14 protein-coding genes and 2 tRNA genes are annotated in these 21,604 nt (G+C 48.5%); 4 read left to right on the top strand and 12 right to left on the bottom strand.

Translation table 11 applies throughout. The features are described from left to right. Positions 1-757 (bottom strand): phage integrase SAM-like domain-containing protein (locus HF894_RS14350; protein ID WP_204973240.1); only part of this gene is annotated, 757 nt, incomplete at its 3' end. Positions 758-911: 154 nt separating this feature from the next. Beyond that, positions 912-984 (bottom strand) — tRNA-Arg (locus HF894_RS14345). A gap of 229 nt (positions 985-1,213) precedes the next feature. Between HF894_RS14345 and asnA the strand changes: the two genes are divergently transcribed. From asnA to HF894_RS14325, 4 genes are all read left to right on the top strand, one after another. After that, a complete protein-coding gene (gene asnA, locus HF894_RS14340; RefSeq protein ID WP_204969154.1) occupies positions 1,214-2,251 on the top strand; it encodes an aspartate--ammonia ligase in 1,038 nt (345 codons plus the stop codon). Between the two features lie 106 nt (positions 2,252-2,357). Beyond that, positions 2,358-3,020 (top strand): uracil-DNA glycosylase, encoded by a 663-nt coding sequence (gene ung / locus HF894_RS14335; protein WP_075317902.1) that lies wholly within the window; start codon positions 2,358-2,360, stop codon positions 3,018-3,020. Positions 3,021-3,040: 20 nt separating this feature from the next. Next, the gene (locus HF894_RS14330) at positions 3,041-4,945 is read left to right on the top strand and encodes an AAA domain-containing protein (protein ID WP_204973238.1); all 1,905 of its coding nucleotides are present in this window, start codon (positions 3,041-3,043) and stop codon (positions 4,943-4,945) included. A 137-nt stretch (positions 4,946-5,082) separates the two neighbouring features. Further along, positions 5,083-5,157 (top strand) — tRNA-Val (locus tag HF894_RS14325). Between the two features lie 447 nt (positions 5,158-5,604). Here the strand turns inward: HF894_RS14325 and ilvC are convergent. The 10 genes from ilvC to HF894_RS14275 form a co-directional block, all read right to left on the bottom strand. After that, the gene (ilvC, locus tag HF894_RS14320) at positions 5,605-6,648 is read right to left on the bottom strand and encodes a ketol-acid reductoisomerase (RefSeq protein WP_021848454.1); all 1,044 of its coding nucleotides are present in this window, start codon (positions 6,646-6,648) and stop codon (positions 5,605-5,607) included. Positions 6,649-6,697: 49 nt separating this feature from the next. Then, positions 6,698-7,441, bottom strand: a complete 744-nt coding sequence (locus HF894_RS14315) for an acyl-[acyl-carrier-protein] thioesterase (protein ID WP_021848453.1) — start codon at positions 7,439-7,441, stop codon at positions 6,698-6,700. Continuing rightward, complete coding sequence (gene ilvN / locus HF894_RS14310) at positions 7,434-8,003, bottom strand: acetolactate synthase small subunit (protein ID WP_204973237.1); 570 nt, start codon at positions 8,001-8,003, stop codon at positions 7,434-7,436. Before ilvN ends, HF894_RS14315 begins: the two co-directional genes overlap by 8 nt. Positions 8,004-8,015: 12 nt before the next feature. Continuing rightward, positions 8,016-9,710 (bottom strand): biosynthetic-type acetolactate synthase large subunit, encoded by a 1,695-nt coding sequence (gene ilvB, locus HF894_RS14305; protein ID WP_204973235.1) that lies wholly within the window; start codon positions 9,708-9,710, stop codon positions 8,016-8,018. An 84-nt stretch (positions 9,711-9,794) separates the two neighbouring features. Then, on the bottom strand, positions 9,795-11,594 hold the full coding sequence (ilvD, locus tag HF894_RS14300; protein ID WP_021848450.1) for a dihydroxy-acid dehydratase: 1,800 nt from the start codon (positions 11,592-11,594) through the stop codon (positions 9,795-9,797). A gap of 248 nt (positions 11,595-11,842) precedes the next feature. Next, a complete protein-coding gene (locus HF894_RS14295; protein WP_204973233.1) occupies positions 11,843-12,019 on the bottom strand; it encodes a hypothetical protein in 177 nt (58 codons plus the stop codon). 193 nt (positions 12,020-12,212) lie between these two features. After that, complete coding sequence (locus HF894_RS14290; RefSeq protein ID WP_204973230.1) at positions 12,213-14,345, bottom strand: glycoside hydrolase family 2 protein; 2,133 nt, start codon at positions 14,343-14,345, stop codon at positions 12,213-12,215. Positions 14,346-14,361: 16 nt separating this feature from the next. Further along, on the bottom strand, positions 14,362-15,483 hold the full coding sequence (locus HF894_RS14285; protein WP_204973241.1) for a glycoside hydrolase family 88/105 protein: 1,122 nt from the start codon (positions 15,481-15,483) through the stop codon (positions 14,362-14,364). A gap of 94 nt (positions 15,484-15,577) precedes the next feature. Beyond that, positions 15,578-16,975 (bottom strand): alpha-L-fucosidase, encoded by a 1,398-nt coding sequence (locus tag HF894_RS14280; RefSeq protein WP_394369868.1) that lies wholly within the window; start codon positions 16,973-16,975, stop codon positions 15,578-15,580. Positions 16,976-17,146: 171 nt separating this feature from the next. Further along, positions 17,147-20,449: a hybrid sensor histidine kinase/response regulator transcription factor gene (locus HF894_RS14275; protein WP_246593274.1), complete on the bottom strand. Its 3,303-nt coding sequence runs from the start codon at positions 20,447-20,449 to the stop codon at positions 17,147-17,149. Positions 20,450-21,604: the final 1,155 nt, after the last annotated feature.

Below are 21,604 nucleotides of genomic sequence, written 5' to 3'. Positions count from 1 at the left end.
GACAAGTGGCTTTATAGCCTTTTTTCATATCCTTATAAGGTAGTTTCCACACTTTCTTTATTATGTCTGCTGGAATAGCCCTTTTGCGTGTAGCTTCTTGCTTAGGAATCCTAAAATTATTAAAGGGTGAGTTAGGTATCAAAACAAAACCATTCTCATAGTCATTATATTTCTTTTGAACCTCTTTATAAAGATGTCGTAATCCTCCAAGATATAGTGATAACATTCTATTTGAGGGTATTCTTTTACCTTCAGCTTTCAATTTCTCAACCTTTTCCGCCCTCTGCTTGTTTAGAAAATTCATATACTTATAAAGGAATGGAACTGTAATTTCAGAAATATTCAGTGTTTCTCTGCCTATAAAAATTATAAGAGAATTAATGATGGTCTTGTAATTCTTCACCCCTTTAAGATTGGCATTTGCAGTCCATTGACGTGAAAACTGAATAAAATCAATGCTTTTTTCCTTATGTTCCTCAAAATTTAGTCGCTTAAATATTTGTTCAAGAGAATAGCAATTTAAGTCTATTTGCATTGAATCGCATTTGAGCTGATAAGCATTAACGAGCTTATCTATCTCTTTACTGATAAGCGTTCCTTTCTTAAAATTACCCGTTCTTGTAAGGTCTGTTGGCTTAACAAATAGGCTTGTGGACAACCTCTTTACCTTACGATTGAGTGTAAAGCGTAACTTGACATTATAAGTTCCGTCTGTTTTCTGCTCATTTTTCTTAATTTCCGCTTTGATAGTCAGCATCTTACGCTAATAATTAATTAGTCAACAATTAGTCAACAAATGCACATAAAGCATGATTCAAGCGCTAAAAAATGCAATATTATTAGCTCGTATAAAACCAAAAAATAAAGTGCTAATCACTTAAACAACAAGTAATTAGCACTTTCTTTTTCAGTGACCCGGGTGGGACTCAAACCCACGACCTTCAGAACCGGAATCTGACGCTCTATTCACTAAGCTACCAGGCCTCAATTGCGAGGCAAAAGTATAAAAAATATCAGCATTCTCCTAATATATGCCTGCTTTTTTCAAGATTATTTCGCAGAGCAAGACCTTCTCTTACACTATTAAAATGAAAACACAACACAAGAATATACAATCAAATTGATATTTTATTTAGCAAAACAGACACACCAAACAATATTTTATCTATATTTGCCAAACAAATTAGCAACATAACATTAAAAACTAGATCCTATGAGTTACTTGATAACACCCAAAGACTATAAACCCCTGTTAGACCTAAAGCAAACAGAGCTGGGTATCAAACAAATCAAGGAGTTCTTTCAGATGAACCTGTCATCAGAACTCCGTCTAAGACGTGTCACGGCTCCACTATTCGTGCTGAAAGGTATGGGGATCAATGACGACCTGAATGGTGTAGAGCGTCCTGTTTCCTTTCCGATCAAAGACTTGGGCGACGCACAGGCTGAAGTAGTACATTCACTGGCTAAATGGAAACGCTTGACTCTAGCCGAATACAACATAGAACCCGGTTACGGCATCTATACGGACATGAATGCCATCCGAGCCGACGAGGAACTGGGCAACCTGCACTCGCTCTATGTGGACCAATGGGACTGGGAACGTGTCATCACTGCCGAAGACCGTAACGTAGAGTTCCTTAAAGAAATTGTAACCCGCATCTATGCCGCCATGGTACGCACAGAGTACATGGTATACGAAATGTATCCCCAGATTAAACCCTGTCTACCGGAAAAATTACACTTCATCCACGCCGAAGAGCTACGCCAACTCTACCCCAATATGTCTCCCAAAGAACGCGAACATGCCATCACAAAAAAGCATAAAGCTGTATTTATTGTAGGTATTGGCTGTGAGTTAGGAGACGGGAAGAAACACGACGGACGTGCTCCTGACTATGATGATTTTACAACTCCGGGCCTGAACGGTCTGCCCGGACTGAACGGCGACCTATTACTTTGGGACGAACCTCTACAACGAAGCATCGAACTGTCTTCTATGGGTATCCGAGTAGACAAGGCAGCCTTAGTTAAACAACTAAAACTGGCAGGAGAAGAAAAACGCCTGGAACTCTATTTCCACAAACGCCTGATGGACGACACCCTGCCCCTATCCATCGGAGGTGGTATAGGCCAGTCACGCCTCTGTATGTTCTATTTGCGTAAGGCACATATCGGCGAAATACAAGCCAGCATTTGGCCTGAACAGATGCGTCAAGAGTGCCGCGAACACAACATTCATCTGATTTAAGGATATAGAACGCAGATTTTTGCAAACAAAGGAGAAGATTAGTTTTTCCATTTGCAGAAATCTGCGTTAATTTGTATCCCAAAAATCAATTCATAATCCAACTGCCATGAATGTTCAAATAGAAGAGAGCTGGAAAAAACGTCTACAACCCGAATTCGACAAAGATTACTTCAAAGCCCTGACCGATTTCGTACGAACCGAATATCAAAACGGCACCGTATATCCTCCGGGCAAACTCATATTCAATGCTTTCAACCTTTGCCCTTTCGATAAAGTAAAAGTAGTCATCATCGGCCAGGACCCCTATCATGGCCCAGGACAGGCACATGGCCTTTGCTTCTCTGTAAACGATGGAGTAGCTTTCCCACCATCTTTAGTCAATATCTTCAAAGAAATCAAAAGTGACATAGGCACCGACACACCGTCCACTGGCAACCTGACGCGCTGGGCAGAACAGGGTGTGCTTCTGTTGAACGCCACACTAACAGTACGTGCCCACCAGGCCGGTTCACATCAAAACCGCGGTTGGGAAACCTTTACAGATGCTGCTATCCGCCTGTTGGCTGAAGAGAAAGAACATTTGGTCTTCATCCTGTGGGGGGCATACGCCCAGCGCAAAGGAGCCTTCATTGACCGCAACCGTCATCTGGTGTTGACATCAGCCCACCCATCTCCACTCTCCGCCTACAACGGATTCTTTGGAAACAAACATTTCAGCCGCACAAACGAGTACCTGAAAGCACATGGAGAGACTCCGATCCAATGGTAAGTCAAGTGAAAAAAGCTTCCATGAAACAGGAAAAAGATACTGAAAGCCCCAGCCTACACCTCCAGCGACAACAACTGTTACTCCGCATGGAATATGAATACGAAAAGGAAGAATTCCGACGCCAGACGGAAACCATGGGAGTGGCACGCAAAGTAAAACGTGGGCTTTGTTGGTTTCCGGCTACCGCCGGACGAAGTTACTATAACTCGCTCAATCAGTTGGTACTGGAAATAACCCGTACCGAAGATATTGATATTGAACACAATTTCGAATATGGACGTTCAGTCTGCTTCTTCCACCAAACAGCAGACGGGAGCCTCAGCTACTATAACTTCCAAGGCACCGTAAGCTATGCCGACGACACACGCATGGTGGTGGTTATGCCCGGAGCAGGATCTATCATGGACATACAGGGAGCTGATCGTTTAGGGGTACAGCTCTATTTCGACGAGACCAGTTATCGCACCATGTTCGAAGCTTTGACCGACGTGCTCCGCGCCAAAAGCAACCGGCTGGCCGAACTGCGCGACACGCTGCTGGGTATCCTGAAGCCCGGCTTCCGCGAACTCTACCCCGTCCGTTTCCCCTGGCTGAACCAAACACAGGAGTCGGCCGTCAACAAAGTATTATGTACCCGCGACGTTGCCATTGTCCACGGCCCTCCCGGCACAGGAAAAACTACCACGCTGGTCGAAGCCATCTACGAGACACTACACCGCGAACCGCAAGTGCTGGTGTGTGCACAAAGTAATACGGCAGTAGACTGGATCTCAGAAAAGCTTGTAGACCGAGGTGTCAGCGTACTGCGTATCGGCAATCCCACACGCGTCAATGACAAAATGCTGTCCTTCACCTACGAACGTCGCTTCGAAGCCCATCCGGCCTATACTGAACTGTGGAGCATCCGCAAAGAGCTACGTCAACTACATGGCAAAGCCCGCCGTGGCACTTACGAAGAACGTGAAGGAGTGCGCAGCCGTATATCCCGCCTACGCGACCGAGCCACAGCTCTGGAAGTTCAGATCAATGCCGACCTCTTCGACTCGGCTCACGTCATTGCCTCCACCTTAGTCAGCAGTAACCATCGTGTACTGTCGGGCCGACGTTTCGGCACCCTCTTTATCGATGAAGCGGCACAAGCCCTCGAAGCAGCCTGCTGGATAGCCATCCGTAAGGCCGATCGCGTGGTGCTGGCTGGTGACCACCAACAACTACCACCCACCATCAAGTGCTATGATGCAGCACGAGGTGGCCTGGAACGCACACTAATGGAAACTGTCGTGGCCCGCAAACCTGAGACCGTCTCGCTGCTCACTACCCAATACCGCATGAACGAAGCCATCATGCGCTTCTCGTCCGACTGGTTCTACAGCGGGCTGTTGCAAGCCGCCCCCGAAGTGCGCCATCGCGGCATCCTGGACTGGGACACACCCATCTCGTGGATCGACACATCGGAAATGGATTTTAAGGAAGAGTTTGTGGGCGAAAGCTTCGGCCGTATCAATCGCCAGGAGGCAGATCTCTTACTCAGCGAACTACGGAAATACATCGAACGCATCGGCGGCCAACGTATTTTGGACGAACGCATTGACTTTGGCCTTATCTCCCCCTACAAGGCACAGGTACAATACTTGCGTGGAAAACTGAAAAACGACGCTACCCTGCGTCCCTATCGCAGTCTGATGACTGTAAATACCGTCGATGGCTTTCAGGGACAAGAACGCGATGTCATTTTCATCAGTCTCGTCCGTGCCAACGACGAAGGGCAAATAGGTTTTCTCTCCGACTTACGTCGCATGAACGTAGCCATGACCCGAGCTCGCATGAAACTGGTCATCCTTGGTGAGGCTTCCACGTTGAACCGTCACGCCTTCTACCGACGATTGCTGGAACATATTCAAAAGGAATCGCAGAACTGGGAATAGGCGTTAGTTTAACGCCCATTCCCTCTACACACTCCCATCCTTTTTGCTGCAACAAACAATGTTTTTTGAAAAAAACGAGTCTATTATTTGGAGATATAAAAATAAGTCGTACCTTTGCCACGCTTTTTCAAAGAAAAGGGCGTTTAGCTCAGCTGGTTCAGAGCATCTGCCTTACAAGCAGAGGGTCGGCGGTTCGAATCCGTCAACGCCCACGAAGAATAAGAACTGTTTCACTATTAGTGAAGCAGTTCTTTTTATTTCCCTTTCTACAAATACATTTCACCTATGTGATTTCACCACAAACAACTGATAATAAGAAATTTATATTGAAACATCCATATTGGGCAAGATGACATATTATTGTACAAGCCGAAGACAATGAACACTGCCGTGAAACTTTATCTTTCAACCTACATCCCTTTCTTCTAACAGATTACACTACAAATGAAGGATTGAAACCAAATTGGGACAATCCATTACTCACTACCGATATTGCGTTCCTAAACACCTACTTTAGCTCGCTAAACATGAACTTGGCGGACGTAAAGAGGGACTTTGCAAAGTCGTTTATGCTTGATATTTGATACCTAAAAAAAGGAGTGTACCAGCCGTGCCAAGCACGCCGATACACTCCCTTGGAGTTCTTCAATCCTATACGTTTAGTTGTTCTCCGGACGGAGCTTGCGAACGGTAACAGCCGTCTGCCACATCTCGCTTTCACGCAGAGCTTTCAGCTCAGCATTCAGTTTTTCGCGATAATCGGGCTTAGAGTTGCTGTCGATAGATATCTGAGCTTCGTTACCACACTTCACGCTCTCATACAACTTCTGCATAACCGGTTTAATAGCATCGTGGAACGGGCCCATCCAGTCAAGAGCACCGCGCTGGGCAGTAGTAGAGCAGTTGGCATACATCCAGTCCATACCATTCTTGGCAAAGAGGGGCATCAACGACTGCGTCAGTTCCTCAACGGTTTCATTGAAGGCTTCGGAAGGTGTGTGGCCATTCTCACGGAGCACTTCATACTGTGCCAACAACAGGCCTTGAATAGCGCCCATCAGCGAACCACGCTCACCAGTAAGGTCGGAAGTAGCTTCGCGCTGGAAAGTCGTCTCAAACAGATAGCCCGAACCGATACCGATACCCAGAGCCAGCGTGCGGTCCATTGCCTTGCCTGTAGCATCCTGATAGATGGCGTAAGAGCTGTTCAAGCCACGGCCTTCGAGGAACATGGTACGAAGCGACGTACCCGAACCTTTCGGGGCCACCATAATCACATCAATATCTTTGGGAGGAACCACGCCTGTACGATCGTTCCAAGTAATAGCAAAACCATGAGAGAAGTAAAGAGCCTTGCCAGCCGTCAGATGCGGCTTCAACGTAGGCCATACAGACATGACGGCTGCATCGGAAAGCAGACACATCACAATGGTGCCCTTCTCGGCTGCTTCCTCGATACCAAACAAGGTTTCGCCGGGTACCCATCCGTCGGCAATCGCTTTTTCAAAAGTCTTGCCAGGACGTTGGCCAACGATGACGTTGAAGCCGTTGTCGCGCAGGTTGCAAGCCTGACCAGGACCTTGTACACCATATCCGATTACTGCAATCGTTTCGTCTTTCAAAATCTCACGTGCCTTTTCCAAGGGAAACTCTTCGCGGGTCATCACATTTTCGATAACACCGCCAAAATTCAATTGTGCCATTGTTGTTATTGTTTTTATTTGTGGCTTTCGCCCGATTAATATATTTCTTTTATTCAAATATCACTTTTGCACGGCATACGGTTTCATCGCCGTTCTTTTTCACTTCCACACCATACACATCGTTACCATCGTCATCTAAGAAGAAGGAAAGCGTGTCACCATAGTAACTTTCGGCCACGTAGGCCATCTCAAAGCGACGGATACGCTGCGTCCGATACTTCTCCAGCGGGAAAAGATCGAGGATGTGCTCGATGTAGCGGATGCTGTTGACATGGCCGTTGATGTCAATATCACTGTACTTGGCCGTGAGCGAAGCGACAGGCTCCGTAGCCATCACCTTGATACGTGAAGGCTTCTCGATGGGGCAAGGTTCATCGCACACGTAGTTTACAATATCGCCACCGTTTATGGCTAGCAGGTCGATGGGTTTGCGTGTCTGCATGCTGATCATTGCCCAAACAGAACGAGCATATCCTATCTTGCGGCCGTCCTTGTCGAGGATGGCAAAGTTACGGTCGGTAAAGAGGCGGTAGACGTTCTCCACCCACGTCTGTACCGAGAAGGGTTCATATTGCAAGGGCATCTCGTCCATATCAACAGCCAGACGGGACAGTACCCACGTATAGTTTTCTTCGTTCAGCTCGGCCATGCCAAAACCACGTTCGGTGGCGTGGAAACCCGCACAGTTGAGCAGGTGATTGCCCAGCACCCCCAGCGTCAGCCGTCCGGTAAAATCTACATGGAAAGGCTCGGCCACGAAGTTATAGGTTCCTATTTTGTTGTTTTCACTCATTGCTTTTCTGTTTTTTACTTTCCAGATATTTTGCTTCCCGTTCGGTCAGGTACTCGTTAACCCGTTCGAAGCAGCTCGTAGTGATAGCCACACGCCCTGAGCGGACAAACTGAAGCACGCAACCAAATGCTTGCAACTCCTGATAGAGATGGGTGATGTCGTCGCTCATACCGTTCAGCTCGACAATGGAGAAGACGGGATTCACCTCGACGATGCGGGCATGATTCTTACGGATGACCTTCGACACCTCAGGCGTTTGTTCCAGCGCAGGAGTCTCTACCTTGTAAAGGGCTATCTCGTGCTGATAGATTTCGTCGTCGGTAAAATAATGAGCCTGCAGTACATCCATCTTCTTAGTAATCTGCTTCACGACTTTCTCGATGGTATCCTTGTCCGTCCACGCTGTAATGGTGTACTTGTGTACGCCCTGAATGGAAGAAGCGGACACATTCAGGCTTTCGATATTGATCTGCCTGCGGGTAAACACCGCCGTCACCTGATTGAGCAAGCCGGCAATGTTTTCCGAATGGACGATAATGGTATATAATGTCTTGTCAGTCATAGTCTGTATCTTTTAGCATTCCAAAAGCATCTGGTTCACCGAACCACCCGGAGGCGTCATCGGCATAACGTTACCCTCTTCTTCCACGCAGGCCTCGAGCAGGAAGGGACCGTCCGTGGCCAGCATCTCGCGGATAGCATCGGCCAACTCCGAACGCTCCATGACGCGGCGCGAAGGGATGCCGTATGCGGCGGCTATCTGCATGTAGTCGGGGTTCAGCATGGGGGTAAACGAGTAGCGGCGGTTGAAGAACATGGCCTGCCACTGGCGGACGTTGCCCAGGTAGTTGTTGTTGAGCAATATCATCTTGACGGGCGCCTTCTGCTCCATCACCGTGCCCAGTTCCTGCAGGTTCATCTGCAGGCCACCGTCGCCCATGAAGACGCAGACGGTGCGGTCGGGACGGCCAAAGGTGGCTCCGATGGCGGCAGGCAGGCCGAAGCCCATCGTACCCAGTCCGCCGGAAGTAACGATGCTGCGCTCGCGGGTATACTTGAAGTAGCGGGCAGAGAGCATTTGGTTCTGTCCGACATCGGTCACCAGGATGGCATCGTTGCCGGTGGCTTCGCTCACGGCACGGGCCACCTCGCCCATGCTCAGTTCGCGGGTCGTGCGATGGAGTTCAGGACGGATTACTTTCTCCTCCTCTACTTCCTCGTAGGTGCGGAAGCTGTCGAGCCATTCCTGATGGGTAGCGGGCTTCAGCAGTTCGGTAACAGCAGGAAGCGTCTGTTTGCAATCGCCCAACACGGCCACGTCGGTCTTGATGTTCTTGTCTATCTCGGCAGGGTCGATATCGAAGTGGATGATTTTAGCCTGCGGAGCATAAGTAGCTACGTTGCCCGTCACACGGTCGTCGAAGCGCATACCCACGGCTATCAGCACGTCGCACTTATTGGTATTGATGTTCGGCCCCAGATTGCCGTGCATGCCCAGCATACCTTTGTTCAACGGATGGTCGGAAGGAAGGGCCGAAAGTCCCAGCAGGGTACGTCCAGCAGGCAGTCCGGCTTTCTCGATGAAGGCCCGGAGTTCGGCTTGGGCATTGCCCAGCTCTACCCCCTGCCCCACGAGTACCAACGGACGTTCGGCGGCATTGATGAGGTCGGCTGCCTCGCGGATGGCTTCCATATCCATATCGGGCACGGGCTGGTAACTGCGGATATAATCGACTGTCACGGGAGCATATTCCATCTTGTCTACCTGCGCGTTCTTGGCAAAGTCGAGCACCACAGGGCCCGGCCGACCGCTACGGGCAATGTAGAAGGCGCGCGCCACGGCCCAAGGCACATCTTCGGCCCGACGGATCTGGTAACTCCACTTGGTGATGGGCTGCGTGATGCCTACGAGGTCCACTTCCTGAAAGGCATCCGTACCGAGGAAACCCGTACCCACCTGCCCGGCAATAACCACGATGGGCGTACTGTCTATCATGGCGTCGGCAATACCGGTAATGGTATTAGTAGCACCCGGCCCACTGGTCACGAGGCAGACACCTACCTGACCCGACACACGGGCAAAGCCCTGCGCGGCATGGGTAGCACCCTGTTCGTGGCGCACCAGGATGTGGTTCAATGTCTTCCGATGGTCGTATAAGGCATCGAACACCGGCATGATGCTGCCGCCCGGATAGCCGAATATCGTTTGTACCCCTTCGTGCTCCAGGGAGCGCATCAGGGCTTCTGCGCCTGTAATTGTATCTTTCATTTCTTTAATGGATAATGGAGAATTGAAAATGGGAAATTGCCAGCGAAATCACAAGGCTATTAATTTTCAATTCTCAATTTTCAATTATATAATTCTCACCGCTCCCTTGTCTGCCGAGCTCACCAGGCTGGCGTAGGCCTTCAACGCCTTGGACACCTCGCGGTTACGAGTGACAGGCGTCATGGGACGTGCCGCCAGTTCGGCATCGGTCAGCCGGACGTTGATGGTGCGGTTGGGGATGTCTATCTCGATGATGTCGCCATCCACCAGCTTGCCGATGTTGCCGCCGGCTGCCGCTTCGGGCGAGATGTGGCCGATGCTCAAGCCCGACGTGCCACCGCTGAAGCGCCCGTCGGTAATGAGGGCACACTCCTTGCCCAGGTGGCGCGACTTGATATAAGAAGTGGGATAAAGCATCTCTTGCATGCCGGGACCACCCTTGGGGCCTTCGTGAGTGATGACCACCACGTCGCCACTCTGCACCTTGCCACCCAGAATACCTTCGCAAGCAGCTTCCTGAGAGTCGAAGACTTTGGCAGGGCCGGTGAACTTCCAGATGCTTTCGTCCACACCAGCAGTCTTAACCACACAACCATCCTGTGCGATGTTTCCCTTCAGCACAGCCAGGCCGCCGTCCTTGCTATAAGCATGCTCCAAGTCACGGATACAACCCTCGGCACGGTCGGTATCGTATTCCTTATAAAAGTTGTCCTGCGAACCCAGCTTCAGGTTGAACTTGCCGCCGGGAGCACTGGCGTATTTCTTCAGCGCCTTCTTGCAGACGTTGGGGCTGGTGATGCAATACTGGTCAATCTCTTCGGCCAGCGTCAAGCCGTCCACGCGCTTCACGCTGGTATCGACGAGTCCACCCTTGGCCAGCTCGGCCATAATGGCCACGATGCCGCCGGCACGGTTCACATCTTGTACGTGGTATTTCTGCGTGTTGGGCGCCACCTTGCAGAGGCAGGGCGTCTTGCGCGACAGCATGTCGATGTCTTCCATCTTGAAGTCGGCTCCCGCCTCGTGAGCCACGGCCAGCAGGTGGAGCACAGTGTTGGTCGAGCCGCCCATGGCGATGTCCAGCGTCATGGCGTTGAGAAAAGCCTCGCGGGTTGCAATGCTGCGGGGCAACACGCTCTCGTCACCGTCCTCGTAGTATTTGTAAGCGTTCTCCACAATCAGCTTGGCGGCGTCCTTGAAAAGCTTCTTGCGGTTCTCGTGCGTAGCCACGATGGTGCCGTTGCCCGGCAGGGCCAGGCCGATAGCCTCGTTCAGGCAGTTCATGGAGTTGGCGGTGAACATGCCCGAGCAGCATCCGCACGTAGGGCAGGCATGCTGCTCAATCTTAGCCACGTCGTCGTCGCTCACCGTCGTGTCGGCCGACTTGATCATGGCGTCTATCAGGTCGAGGTGCTGTCCCTTCCATTCGCCCGCCTCCATCGGTCCGCCCGAGACGAAGACGGTGGGTATGTTCAGGCGCATGGCGGCCATGAGCATGCCCGGCGTTATCTTGTCGCAGTTGCTGATGCACACCATGGCGTCGGCCTTGTGGGCGTTGACCATGTACTCCACACTGTCGGCAATGATGTCGCGCGAAGGCAGGGAGTAGAGCATGCCGTCGTGTCCCATGGCGATGCCGTCGTCGATGGCGATGGTATTGAACTCGGCGGCAAAGCAGCCCAGTTTTTCAATCTCTTCCTTGACATACTGGCCGATTTCGTGCAGGTGGACGTGACCGGGTACAAACTGCGTGAACGAATTGACGATGGCAATGATGGGCTTGCCCATCTGCTCGCGCTTCATGCCGTTGGCCACCCACAACGCACGTGCCCCGGCCATGCGGCGGCCCTGCGTACTGAACGAACTGCGTAACTGGTGTTTCATCTTTGTTGTTCTCCTTTCAATGAAAAAAGCCTTTCTCATCAGTGAGAAAGGCTTCAATAATTATCTTCCGACGTATGAATACATACACAAAACCTTTCTCACGCTCTTGATTTCAAGACCACGACGCGAATAATATGCAGGACTGCCAGGTTAATGGATGTATGTAGCATCATATCTTTCTTATCTCTTTAAAATTGGTAATTCTATTATCTTTTGTTGCTTAACGTGATGCAAAGGTAAGGGCTTTTTTATAATATCCAAACAGTTTGAAGAAAAAAATCATATTTTTCTATAGAATCGTAAGAAAAGAGCAAAGAAAACTCTCCTTTTATCATCAGCAAGTTCATCAAAGCAGCCATCATGCCAACTTTATTTCCCAAGATGCGACCTCTTTGTTCATGCCTTTCGTACACAATATTCTCCACTGCCTACGAGTTTATTTCAGTTTATCCATAATAAACTGACAGTTTAACGGTGATAAACTGAGAGTTTAATACGATTAAACTGGAAGTTTAAAGCGACTAAACTAGGAGTTTAAAATGACTAAACTCAAGAAAAACAAAAGAGGACCGGCTCCCTGCGTCCGATCCTCTTTGCCTAACAAAAAACCATTAAAAATTACCAGCCAGCATGTTCTTTCTTATGTTCGTAAGAATCGGCCTGACGTACACGATCGCCATTATAGTTCCATACGATTTCGTCGGTGTATTCCTTGCCATCGAAGGTAATGATGGCTTTGAGCACGTTGCGCCCTTCGGCCAGGGTCACTTTGTCGAAAACGTAGTGGACATCGGTATAGCCCTTGCGGATGCCTTCCAGCTCCTGGCCGTTCAGATAAACGCGGGGCGTGCCGAGGTTAGAGTAAACAGTCACGGAAGTCTCCTTGCGCTCGCGCTCCGTGTTGCGGCGCTGCGTCAGGTAGAGTACAGGTTCTTTGCTCCAGTTGGCCTTGTACCAGTAGAAAGAGTCCTTGCGCGTCTTGCGGTCGAAGGTAATAAGGCCCTTCATGTTGCGCGCATCCACACCGCCACGCTTCCATAGGGGCACGGCGAAGTCGAACATGTTCCACAGGTAGGATGCCAGGATGTAAGGATGACGGGCGATGATGCTCCACTGGTACTCGTGTGTCTTGGTCTGGAAAGTCTCGGGATAGAAGTCGCTGCCCCAGTTCAGGGCGTCACCCAGTATCTCCGTCTGATGCTCGATGTTGGCGTCCGCGCCATATTCGGTTAGCATCAGCCGTTGCCAGGGATATTCCTTCTCCATCTTCTCGACCCAGGGCTTGATGTCCTGTATCTTCTTCTCGTACCAGCCGAAGTAGCGGTTCATGCCCTGTATATCAGTATTCTCGTTGACAGGATGCTCCACATGGCCGTAGCCATTGACGGCCACCGTATAGCGGTCGGGGTCCTCGAGCTTGCAGAGGTCGTGGACAGACTGCGTGAGCGCCGCCGTATAACCGTGCGGATGATAGACTTCGTTATGGATGCCCCACACGTAAATGGAGGGATGGTTGAAGCTCTGGCGTATCAGCTCGCGCATCTGCTGGTGGACGTTGTCCCACTCCTGCCCCGTGACGCGGTTCACGAAAGGAATCTCGGCCCAGATGACGAGCCCCAGCGTGTCGCACCGCGAGTAGATGTAGTCCGACTGCTGGTAGTGGGCGAAGCGCACGGTCGTGGCTCCCACCTCCATAATCTGCGCCAGGTCGAAGTCGTGCTCCTTGTTGGTCAGCGCGCTGCCCAGCCCCCACCAGTCCTGATGGCGGGTAACACCGTACATGGGATACTTCTTGCCGTTCAGGAAGAAGCCCTTGCCGGCGATGGCTTCGTACTTGCGCAAGCCCAGGGGCTGCACCACCTCGTCGATGACCTGCCCGTCCTGCTTCAGGCGCGACACCACCTTATAGAGATAAGGGTCCTCGCGTCCCTGCCATAAGTGAGGATTGCTGATCTTGAAATGGGAAACATAACTCTGCACACCCTGAGGTGTCAGGTCGAAAGACTGGCGATGCGTCTTGACCAGCTTGCCTTCGCGGGTATAAATGGCATTCTCCAGCTCCAAAGGAACCGGCGCCAGCGTGGCATTGTCCAGCTTCACCTTGACAGACACCTCGGCCGATTTCTTCGACACATTCTTCTGCGTGATGTACACACCCGGCGAAGCGCAGTCGTTCACCACGATGTTGCAGGGCTCGGTCACCACCAGCCATACAGGGCGGTAGATGCCGCCATAGACACCGAACAGGCCATGGTTGACCGGTATCACGTCGGGCCGCGCCGTGTTGTCGGCCTTCACCACGATTTCATTCTCCTCACCATACTTGACCTGTGAGCCGATTTCGCAGACGAAAGCTGAATAGGCCCCCTTGTGTGTCCCCACCAGATAACCGTTAACATAGACCTCGGCACACGAGCCCACGCCTTCGAAGCGCAGGAAGATGCGCTTGCCTTCCAGCGACTTGGGGAAGACATGCTGTTTCCGATAATAGGCCACGCCGGCATAGAAGCTGTTAGTCTTCTTCTGCATGTCATCCGCATTCCAGGTGTGGGGCACGGTCACCTTCTCCCAGTCGGCATTCCACTTGGCTGCCACCTGCATGGCATCCGCCGCAAACGGCCCTTTCTTGAATTCCCATCCGTCGTTGAACGACGTCACATCGCGGGCTTCCGCCTTCGGTGCAAAACCCAGCAAGCATATCAGCCATACAACTGACAACAATATAGTCTTCTTTATTATCTGTGTTTTCATGGTCTTCTATTTTAACTTAATCAGCACTTTCTGCTAAACGACAAATCTGACATCCTGCCATCAGGAAAGCACCTACGCCATAGACTTCAGTCATATCGCGGGTCACCTTACGCGGGTCGGCGCCGATAGGTTGAACATATCCCAACTTACCGTCGGCATCGACTGCATCAACCAATGCCTTCCAGCCCTTTGCTACAACTGGCAGGAATGTAGCTTTATCGAGTAATCCCTCGTTAACTCCATAAGCCAAAGCATAAACGATGAAACCTGTAGCACTTGTCTCGGGCGAAGGATAAGATTCAGGATCGAGCAGGCTGGCATGCCAATATCCGTCGGGACTCTGCAAGCCGGCTACACGAGTGGCCAGTGTGACAAACAGGTCTTGGTAGAATTTACGCGAAGGTTCGTCACCAGGAAGCGCCTGAAGAATCTCGGCTAATCCTCCCAAGACCCAACCGTTACCCCGTCCCCAAAACACCTTTTTACCATTGGCTTCCCGCTTGTCAAAATAACGGCGGTCACGGTAGAACATTTGTTCCTCTTTGTCATACAAGTAATCGTAGGTAGCCGTATATTCCCTATTTAAAAAGTTCAGATACTTCTTGTCAAGCGTTTGTGCATAGAGCTTGGCATAGACGGGAGGTGCCATGAACAGTGCGTCGCACCAAGACCAGCGGCTCAACGTTTCCATACGACTATAATCCAACTCCAAAGTCGTTTCAGGCAGATTGTCCACCACCCAATTGGCACGCGCCATCACAGGAGCTATCATCTTTATCTCACCATACTTCCGATACAAGTCAATAAACGATTGACCTACAGCTATAAAATCTGCATGATACATCCACTTACCTACTTGAAAATGATTCTTCCGACCAATACGGAGTAACCATTGATAGTAAGAACTGTCAGCGTCTTCCTTTTCCGTCAGTTCGGCCCAGTCTATCATCCCCATATAAAGTGCTGCGTGGGTCCAGTCCAGATCATCGTGTTCGGCCTCTTTATTAGGATTGGCTATTTGCCAATCAGCTACCCGTTTCATCCAAGATTTCACTTCAGCTTTGTCAAATTTAGGCTGAGCTACTATCTGTGAAGCTGTAACTAGCCACAAGATTACACATAAACTTATACTTTTCATCATACTAAATGTTTTTCTTTAGATATCAACTATATATAAATCAGGTTAGAAGTTCTCTTTTTCTTAAAATAAAAACGGACTCAATATATTACAATCAAGTCAAAGCATCCCGATATTTGTCCGTTTCTGACGTTTTTTCTTTTGTTTCAAGTTTAATGACAAACGGTTCACCCGGATCTTTATCCGGCATATCCACATTGTATTCGTTACGAGCAGTTTCGGTGATTTTCACATCCTTCCCTCCATTTACAGTCACTGCCTTAACAATTTCAGTACCAACAGGAGTCTTTACAACCAAATGCTTGGAATAAGGAGGATTGAACACAACCATATATACATCCTTGCCCTTGCGGGTGTAGTATCCCCACGCCTGCTTCTCCCAGCCGGAATAGTCGCAACCATAGATACACTCGCCATACTTCTTCATCCAGCGGCCGATGCTTTCTGCCAGCTGCTTCTCTTCTGGACGGAAATCACCGTCGGGCTGGGGGCCGAAGTTCACCACCATGTTACCTCCCATCGAAACGGCATGAACGATTCGTTCCAGCACCTCCAGAGGCGTCTTCACATAGCTCAACGTCCAGTCCTTGTGATACCCCCACTGGTTTTCGGGCACGGTCATGCAGGCTTCCCAATCCCAGCGGGTCACCTTCAGGTCCTTCACCGGATCGGGCAGACGACGCTCGTACCCCGATTCGTAATCGCCCATCAGATGCCCGTTGCTGTCGAAATGGCGTTTGCCATAGTCATCGGCACGCAGACGGCTGTTGATGGTAACGCCCGGCACCAGGTCCTTCAGCATCTTCTCCACATGAGCCGTCCACCAGCCGTTCTTCTTGATGCTGGCATCCCATGTCCCGTCGAACCAGAAGTCCTTGACGGTGGGATAGCGGGTAGCCAGTTCCTTCAGCTGGTTGTCCGTAAACTCCAGGAAACGGCTGAACGCCTCCTCGTCCTCCTTCGACTTGATGTCATAGCGATAGTCAGGATGACTCCAGTCCATTACCGAGAAATAAAAATGCACGTCGATGCCTTCGTCGTTGTAAGCCTTCACCAGTTCGCCCAAAATATCCCTCTTATAAGGCGTATTGGTAACCGTATATTTCGTGTATTTGCTGGGCCAGAGACAGAAACCTTCGTGGTGCTTGGTGGTAATCTTCACATACTTTACCCCCATCTGCCTGGCCATCTTCGCCCAAGCCCTGGCGTCGAAGTTCTGCGGATTCCACTGGTCCATCAGTTTCATCCACTCGTCCGACGGTACCTTTGCCCATGACTTCAGCCACTCGGCAGCACCGTTATACACTTTTCCGTTCCATTCTCCACCGGGAATGGCATAAAGTCCCCAATGGATAAAAGCCCCCAAGCGGTTGTCGCGGAACTTCTGCATGGCGGCATCACTACGTTTCCCCAAGCGATCGGCCCCATATTTCAGGGGGATTTCCTGGTCAGCAGGTAACTGCTTCTGGCTCCAAACAGGAGTATCCATCATCACCAGAAAGCATACTAATAAAATCTTTAATAATCTATTCATAACATAATTCCCATAAATCTGATGCAAAGGAAGTCTTTTCCTTCCACTTTGACTTACTCTATCCCATTTTGTCCTTACTCAAATTGACAAAACAAACATGAAATCCACTTTTCCAGCCGCTTTATCAAGTTACTTCTTATGCTTGGCTGCAAACGAAGTAGGCGTTTCGCCAAACACTTTCTTGAAGGCATTGGTAAAGTAAGCCTGACTCTCGATGCCGACATGAGCCATCACCTCGCGCATAGTTAAATTCTCCTCGATAATCAAGCGGGCCGCTCTACGCAAACGGCAATTCAATACAAACTCCACTACCGATTTCCCTGTCAAGCCCTTCACCTTGGTATACAACTTGCTGCGACTCATACCCAGTTCTTCAGCTATTTGATTGACATCCAGCTGAGAGCAGTCCATATGGGCATCCACATAGTCGACAAAATGTTTCAGGAACTTGTTATCCTGTTCATTGGTAACCAACTCACTGCTGTCGGCATAATAATTCTTGGCATAATGTTCCTTCAACTGCTGACGGTTACGGAAAATATTGAGCAAAGATAGTTTCAGATATGTCAAATCTATCGGTTTCTCAAAGTACAGGTCAGCCCCAGAATCAACCCCTTCCAGCTTGCTTTCCAGACTGGTCTTGGCCGTAAGCAACACTACCGGGATATGAGAAGTATCCAAATTATTTTTAATATCGTGACACAACGACACTCCGTCCTTGTTGGGCATCATGATATCGCTGACGACCAAATCGAAGTCGATATCTTCTATCTGTTTCAAGGCCTCCAGTCCATCTCCAGCCTGCATCACCAAAAATTCATCTGCCAGTGATTCGGCAATTAAAGCCCGCAGATCAGCATTGTCCTCCACAAGCAGAATACGCTTCTTTCCCTCGTTTTGCAAACGTTCCTCTACCTGTTCCAACACATTTTCTGTTGTCGCCTCCTCTGGTTTACTTTCTATGGCCTCATCAGACTCTTCTGCCGACTGCTTCTTGAAATCGGCCTCACAAAATACACCGGTATCCAAAGGCAGACGCACTACCATATCTGTCCCACTGTCCCGCTTGCTATAAATTGTCACTTCGCCCTTATGCAACAAGACAAGACTCTTGACCAAAGCAAGTCCAATGCCTGTACCCAAATGAGAATCGGCATTCACCGTATTCACCTTATAAAATCGCTCGAATACACTGCTGATGGACTCTCCGGAAATACCAATCCCCGTATCACTCACTACCAGACTGAAAGCACGGTCAATGCAATCACCTACGGTAAATTTGTTTTCATATTGGGATTCAAACACTTGCCCTTCGTTCAACGTCTTCAGGCAAATGGAACCTTTCCCTTTTGTATATTTGAATGAATTATTCAACAGATTCATGACAATCTTCTCCAAGACATTCCGGTCAGCATAGATTGCATCAGGCAGATTTTTGTCACACTCTATCTGGAAATCGATACCTCGTTCCTTGGCATAATCCACAAAATCATTACCGATGTCCGACACTATCCTATTGATGTCCAACGGCTCCAATTCCAGTTTCATCATTCCATTTTCCACCGTACGAAAGTCCATCAGCTCATTTACCAGATTCAGCAATCGTTGTACGTTGCCATTCAGAATACGATAGTAATACTCTTTCAGGCCCTCACGCCTCAACTTGTCCAAAGCAGCCAAAATCAACGACAGAGGCGTGCGGAAGTCGTGCGAAATGTTGGTGAAGAAACGGAGCTGGGCCTGATGAATCTGCTCCTTCTTGTCGCGCTCCAAGCTTTCCTGATAGAGCAACAATTTGAACCGTTTCTTTTCTGAATAATGTCGGTAAACCGCATAAACGCCTGCGGAGAACATCAGGAAATATAGGACGTATGCTGGCCAACTGAGCCAGGGGGCTACCTTCCGTATGACCTTGACAACAGTAGGCGCGTCGCTCCACACTCCATCATTGTTGGCCGCGTAAACCTCAAACCAGTAAACGCCGGCCGGCACCTTTGAGTACATGGCCGTGCGGTTCTGCGCATCCACCGTAATCCATGTATCATTGTATCCGCGCAAACGATACTTGAAGCGGTTCTTCTCCGGAATATGATAACTATCCGAAGAAAACTGGAAACCAAAGTTAGTCTGGTCATAGGCCAAGACAAGCTCGCGAACCGAATCCTTCAGTACATAATCCGGACGCACCACCTCATGGTCGATATAAAAATTGGAAATCAGCGCCTTAGGCTTATAGGCATTATATGATATTTTTTTAGGGTCTACACAGGTAAAACCGTTCGTACCGCCAAAATAGAGTTTGCCGTCCATGCCCTTCATGGAAGCTAGTGGATAATACACTTGTCCCTGCGTATTTTCGCCTTCATCAAAACGTGCCAAATGATTGCGGGCTATGTGATAACAATAAAGCCCGTCGTCAGTACCCATCCAGATGTTTCCGTCGTCATAACACAACGTATAAACAGAATAAATATTACGTTGCAATACATCCTTCATCGGATGAAATTCCGACGTATTGACATCATACTTCACCAGCCCGTTTCCTATCGTACCAATCCAAATATTGCCCGAATCATCCAAACAGAAGGTAAACAAGCCCAGATAAGTGGAATCGGCCGGCATCTTCTTTTCCACCTGGCGCGTATGGATATCCAGACAATAAAGCGCTTCGTTGCTGATGGCCCACAACTTGTTTTCGCCCTGGCGCTGGATATCAAACAGATGATCCGATGTCTTATCCAGTTCATAATGCGTGAACAACCGGTCTCGGAATGAAAAAAATGATACCACAGGCTTCTGATATTGATAGGCGACCCACAAACCGGAATCAGCCTCCAGAATTGTTTTCCTGATATCATCGGCAAGCAACGACCGTTTGTCATTCTTGTCATGCCGATAGCGAACAAGCCGTCGCTGCCTGACATCATAGTTCCCCAACCCTTCTCTGAAAGTTGAAATCCATAAATTCTGCTCATGGTCCGTAACCAAAGACTTTATATTGCGAAAATCTGTACCGTTCCATGGGGAAAAAGAAGAAATCTGTCCTGTCGACTTGTCCATACGGTTCATGCCACCTCCCTCTGTACCAAGCCAAAGGGCATCCGGCGCGTCGGCAAAGGCACTAACAGGCGTGTAGTTCAATCCTCCATTGCGGGGAGTCCAGGTCTGGAAGGCATCGGACTCGCCGATATATACATAACTCAATGTTCCCGAATAGGTACCAATCCATAAATTCGAGTATTTGTCCGCATATATCCGCCAGACGGAATTGTTCGGCAAACTGAACTTGTCGAAACGGGAATGGGTATAATGGGTCCAGGTTTCGTCATCGGGAGTGAAGACATAAATCCCCTCAATCGTTCCAAACCAAATTTTTCCATTATTATCAATACAAAATGAACGAAAATCAGTCGTCTTATAATTAGAAAACAAATTATATTTTTTTTCAATATGAAAAGAAGCCAAATCTATTTTGCAAAGCAATCCTTTGTCTGTAAAAATCCACAGTTTTCCCATATATGTCTGAGCAAAACGAATAATTCCCTCCTTATCTGGTAAATTCAAGCAAAGTTTATTCTTATTATTAACATAATTAAAACGGTAAATCCTCTGTAGACTAAACGTATATAAATCAGAATTATGTACACAGAACAAATCTGTATGATATCCCGCAAATGCTCCTTCATACTCAGGCTTTATCAAACTCGCGTCACCAGGATTTAACATATACCATCGATTATTCGTTCTTATCCATACTCTGTTCCTTCCATCAATCTCCACCGATTGGACTCCATCATAAATTCGCTGGAAAGAATCTAATATAGGATTATATAAATACAATCCATTATTTGTATTTACAAATATTCCTCCACTATTGTCTGAAGCCATATTTCTAAATACCCATTTCCGAGTTGGTCGCATCTCAGCAAAATAAGAATGATATCTTTTGTAGTGATAACCATCAAAACGATACAATCCGTAATCCATCATCACCCAAATAAATCCGGTTTGATCCTGTTCAATATCCTTTATACCATCATAATAAAATCCGCCATCAGGAGATATAGTCCTAAACTTATAACTAAAATCCGCTGCCTTAATATTACCTATCAACAATAACAGTCCCCAAAACAATAACTTTTTTATTTTCATAAAGTCCATATCTTCCTTTATCACACTCTATCAATAACTCGGAATCATTATCAATGTACATTCCATTTCTAAGTTGAGCAAATGTCCGATTAGCATTACCCAAAATGCAAAGATAATTCTTTTGTAGGAAAACACCTTCCTAATTCATAAATTCCCAACTGTGTTTTTATCAAACATCAAATTTAATATAGGAACAATTATATACTATTAAAAATCCATGCCAAGGACAAATTCTTAGTTTCAATAGAGGCACACAGCTTTAGAATCAAGACATACGGCAGATATATCTATTGATTTTTATCCACCATCGAATATAGGAAATTAGCAAGAGGGTGTGTCGTAATACGCGATTCACCCTCTTTTCTTTATCAACGATAAGAGCGTTGTTAACTTTTTCAAGCAGCGATATTCTGAAGATAATCTCGATATTTTGTT

Source organism: Caecibacteroides pullorum, assembly GCF_019239235.1.
Lineage (GTDB): Bacteria > Bacteroidota > Bacteroidia > Bacteroidales > Bacteroidaceae > Bacteroides > Bacteroides pullorum.
The sequence above is the reverse complement of the archived record's forward strand: the minus strand, read 5'-3'. Positions and strand labels throughout refer to the sequence as shown.

Coding starts and splice junctions, on each gene's coding strand:
- asnA (WP_204969154.1), top strand. CDS start 1,214: ATGAGTTACTTGATAACACCCAAAGACTATAAACCCCTGTTAGACCTA.
- ung (WP_075317902.1), top strand. CDS start 2,358: ATGAATGTTCAAATAGAAGAGAGCTGGAAAAAACGTCTACAACCCGAA.
- HF894_RS14330 (WP_204973238.1), top strand. CDS start 3,041: ATGAAACAGGAAAAAGATACTGAAAGCCCCAGCCTACACCTCCAGCGA.
- ilvC (WP_021848454.1), bottom strand. CDS start 6,648: ATGGCACAATTGAATTTTGGCGGTGTTATCGAAAATGTGATGACCCGC.
- HF894_RS14315 (WP_021848453.1), bottom strand. CDS start 7,441: ATGAGTGAAAACAACAAAATAGGAACCTATAACTTCGTGGCCGAGCCT.
- ilvN (WP_204973237.1), bottom strand. CDS start 8,003: ATGACTGACAAGACATTATATACCATTATCGTCCATTCGGAAAACATT.
- ilvB (WP_204973235.1), bottom strand. CDS start 9,710: ATGAAAGATACAATTACAGGCGCAGAAGCCCTGATGCGCTCCCTGGAG.
- ilvD (WP_021848450.1), bottom strand. CDS start 11,594: ATGAAACACCAGTTACGCAGTTCGTTCAGTACGCAGGGCCGCCGCATG.
- HF894_RS14290 (WP_204973230.1), bottom strand. CDS start 14,345: ATGAAAACACAGATAATAAAGAAGACTATATTGTTGTCAGTTGTATGG.
- HF894_RS14285 (WP_204973241.1), bottom strand. CDS start 15,483: ATGAAAAGTATAAGTTTATGTGTAATCTTGTGGCTAGTTACAGCTTCA.
- HF894_RS14280 (WP_394369868.1), bottom strand. CDS start 16,975: ATGATGGATACTCCTGTTTGGAGCCAGAAGCAGTTACCTGCTGACCAG.